The following is a 3,180-nucleotide window of genomic DNA, read 5'->3' on the forward strand; positions in this document are numbered from 1 at the left end:
ATGCCCCAAAACCGGTACATCCGAAGAGATGGGAACGCACAGATCCCCCCAGAAATCCGATTAGAGAAGCAAAGGACAGTAGGAAGCGGATCGCGTTCACGTGATTATACCACTTTCGAAGGAAAGAATTTATTCTCAGCCACGGTCGAATAGAAACCTGAACCCGTTCGTTCACGAAACCCGAGCCGGGACAGGATGATGTTACAGACCCACAGAAGCCCATCCAATATTATTACCGAAGTCACATGATGTGCATCTCTACCAGATGGCGAGTCTCTACAATTTCAGGTTCATGTGATGTTTCCTGTGTGACGATGGCGTTCACTCGTTTTATCTCCTCTTTGTTTGCCGTCGCTAACATTTGTTGTTAGGATTCAAAGCAATCCTTCAGCTACATTCCTCGTCACAAACAAGTGGTGCTCTTCGAGTGCCGAATTACCGTCCCATATCGAGTAGGCATATGATCCCCCATCCAAGCCCAAACGACCTATTGACCGAACTAGACAAAAACCACCCCGGTTTGGGGACTTTGTTGGCTCAGTTCAACTTGGCGGAAGTGGAACATTCGGGCAGTCATTTTCTCAATCACCTCACCAATACCGGAAAAATCCTCGAAGGTTGGGGCTGCCCACATTACCTGGTGGCCGCGGGCATCTGTCACAGCCTCTACGGAACTCAGTATTTCGAGTTATCCGAAGGCCCAGACCGGGAAAAGGTCAAAGAGATCCTCGACGAACGAGCCGAACGAATCGTGTACCTATTCTGCACCATGCAGCGCACCAGCTTGTACGCCAATCGGGACTTGGCCCCGACCGTCCAAAAAACCGTGATCAATCGATTCGATGGTGTCGGCATCCCGATCTCGGATGAAGACTTTCGCGACCTGGTGTCACTGGATGTGGCCAACTTCCTGGAACAGAGACGCCGAGCCGGTTGGAAGGGGCTGCGTTGGGATGCCATGGCCAGGCGCAACTACACGGGTATGAGTCCGTTTCTCCCGGAAGCGGCGGCCCGAGAAATCGAGCCTTATCTCCAGGGGGTCCGTCACCTGTGGCTGCGTCTCAAGAAGCAGGCTCCGATCATGCCCGCCGAAGGTCCGGTCGCCCTGAACGCGTCTAAATCGACGTGAGCGCTCGCCCGATCTACCTCACAACCGCGAAAAGGCTCCACGTCGCCGCGAGCCACATGCACGTGAGCATCGGATCGCACAGGATCATCCGCTCGTCCGAAGATCGATCGCCCAATAAAAATCACGGGAGAATCCTCAATGACGCAGTCCGATATCTCACCCAAAGCCGTTCTTGAATATACCCGCTTGCTCGGATTGGATTTCACCCCCACGGAATGCGAATGGGTCGCCATGGGGATGAATATGAGCAAAAAGCCCTTCCAGCAATTGAGAGCCAACCCTCTCGAAAACCGGGACCCACCGGCGTATGGGTTTTCTTTGCTGGAACCGAGCCCGGCCGGGCTCGCCTCCGATACGAATTGGTGGACACCAACGCGGACCACCATCGATCGCCCTGCGAAAGAAGACGACCTCGCCTTCCTGTCCGTCGCGGAGCTTGCCGGCCTGATCGCCGACAAAACCGTCAGCGCCACCGAACTGACAAACCTGTACCTGGCAAGACTGAAAAAGTACGACGACTCGTTGCATTGTGTCGTAAACCTCCTGGAACAGAGAGCCTTGGCTAGCGCCCAACGCGCCGACGAAGAAATCCAGGCGGGTCGTTACCGCGGTCCGCTCCACGGCATTCCTTACGGCATCAAGGACCTCTTCGCTGCCAAGTCCGCACCGACGACCTGGGGCGCCGCGCCCTACAAGGATCGGGTCTTCCAGGAAGATGCGGGTATCGTTTCCAAGTTGGAAGAACAAGGTGCGGTGCTGATCGCGAAACTGTCCACGGGGACCTTGGCCTATCACGACGATGTGTGGTTCGGAGGCCAAACCAAAAACCCCTGGGATCCGAAACAGGGCGCCCTCGGTTCTTCTGCGGGACCCGCCGCCGCTGTGGCCGCAGGGCTTGTCCCCTTTTCGGTGGGCACCGAAACCAAGGCCTCGATCAGTGCCCCCTGTGACCGGTGCGGCGTTTTCGGTTTGAGGCCCACCCCTGGCTTGGTGAGTCGAACGGGGCTGATGACACAAAGCTGGACCATGGATCGCATCGGTCCTATCGGACGAACCGTCGAAGATTGCGCTCTGGTCTTCAATGCCATCCAAGGTCCCGATGGAACCGATCCCGAAGTGACCAGGCACGACTTCCAGTGGGAAGACCGCCCCGATTTGCGTCACCTGACCATCGGGTATGTGGCGGATCTTTTCGACAGAAATCCCCAGATGGCCCCGAGCAAAGATCAACTGAAGGTGTTTACCGAACTGGGAGCGCGTCTGAAACCCGTGAAAATCCCCGATTATCCCTCAGAGTGCCTTCGTCTGATTGTATTTGCCGAAGCCGCCGCTTCCTTTGACGAACTTACCACGGCAAAGAAGGACGCCCTGTTGACCCATCAGGGTCCCACAGACATTCCCAATTTTCTGAGGACGGCACGTCTGATACCGGCGGTGGCCTACATTCAGGCCAACCGCATCCGCGCCAGGCTCATGGCCCAGATGAAAGAGATCTTTCGAGAAGTGGATCTATACTTACTCCCCAATCTTCCTAGTGAGGAACGCCAGGCATCTTGTTATTGTGGCTTACCCGCGTTGGTCATTCCAAACCGCTTCGACGAGCGAGGCAGACCGGAAAGCAGCTTTCAATTTGTGGGACCTCCTCATGGAGAATCATTGATACTAAGTGTAGGTCACCGGTTCACTCGATCTATAGGTATCACGTTGGGTCAACCTCCGATGACACGGGAAAGGAATCCAGAAGAAGAAAAGGCATTAAATTGACGCTACACTCCTTCTAATAAAAGAAAGTTGAAAGATAATCCTAAAACCAATTTCATGTGTCACTTTTGGTTCTCGTAAAAAACATCCCATCTGAAAGGAATGTAATCATCGATATAGAACCTGGACTCCATCACAAAATATCTACCATTCCTCCCCATTGGAACCATTCTCGACGACATGTTCGGTAGGCCGACACCTCCTCGCCGGATTCGCCGCGGAACGCTTTTCAACGCGTTTCTCTTCAGCATCTTGCGCTATTGCACCTACAGGCACCGCACTCCTTTGGA

At 54.4% G+C, this 3,180-nt stretch carries 2 protein-coding genes; both read left to right on the forward strand.

Going from position 1 to position 3,180, the window contains the following annotated elements:
• Positions 1-532: 532 nt before the first annotated feature.
• A complete protein-coding gene (locus J3U87_RS07200) occupies positions 533-1,129 on the forward strand; it encodes a DUF6817 domain-containing protein (protein ID WP_237382359.1) in 597 nt (198 codons plus the stop codon).
• 138 nt (positions 1,130-1,267) lie between these two features.
• Positions 1,268-2,893, forward strand: a complete 1,626-nt coding sequence (locus J3U87_RS07205; RefSeq protein ID WP_237382360.1) for an amidase — start codon at positions 1,268-1,270, stop codon at positions 2,891-2,893.
• The last annotated feature ends 287 nt before the right edge of the window (positions 2,894-3,180 follow it).

The sequence above is a fragment of the Sulfidibacter corallicola genome, assembly GCF_017498545.1.
Classification (GTDB): Bacteria; Acidobacteriota; Holophagae; order Acanthopleuribacterales; family Acanthopleuribacteraceae; genus Sulfidibacter; species Sulfidibacter corallicola.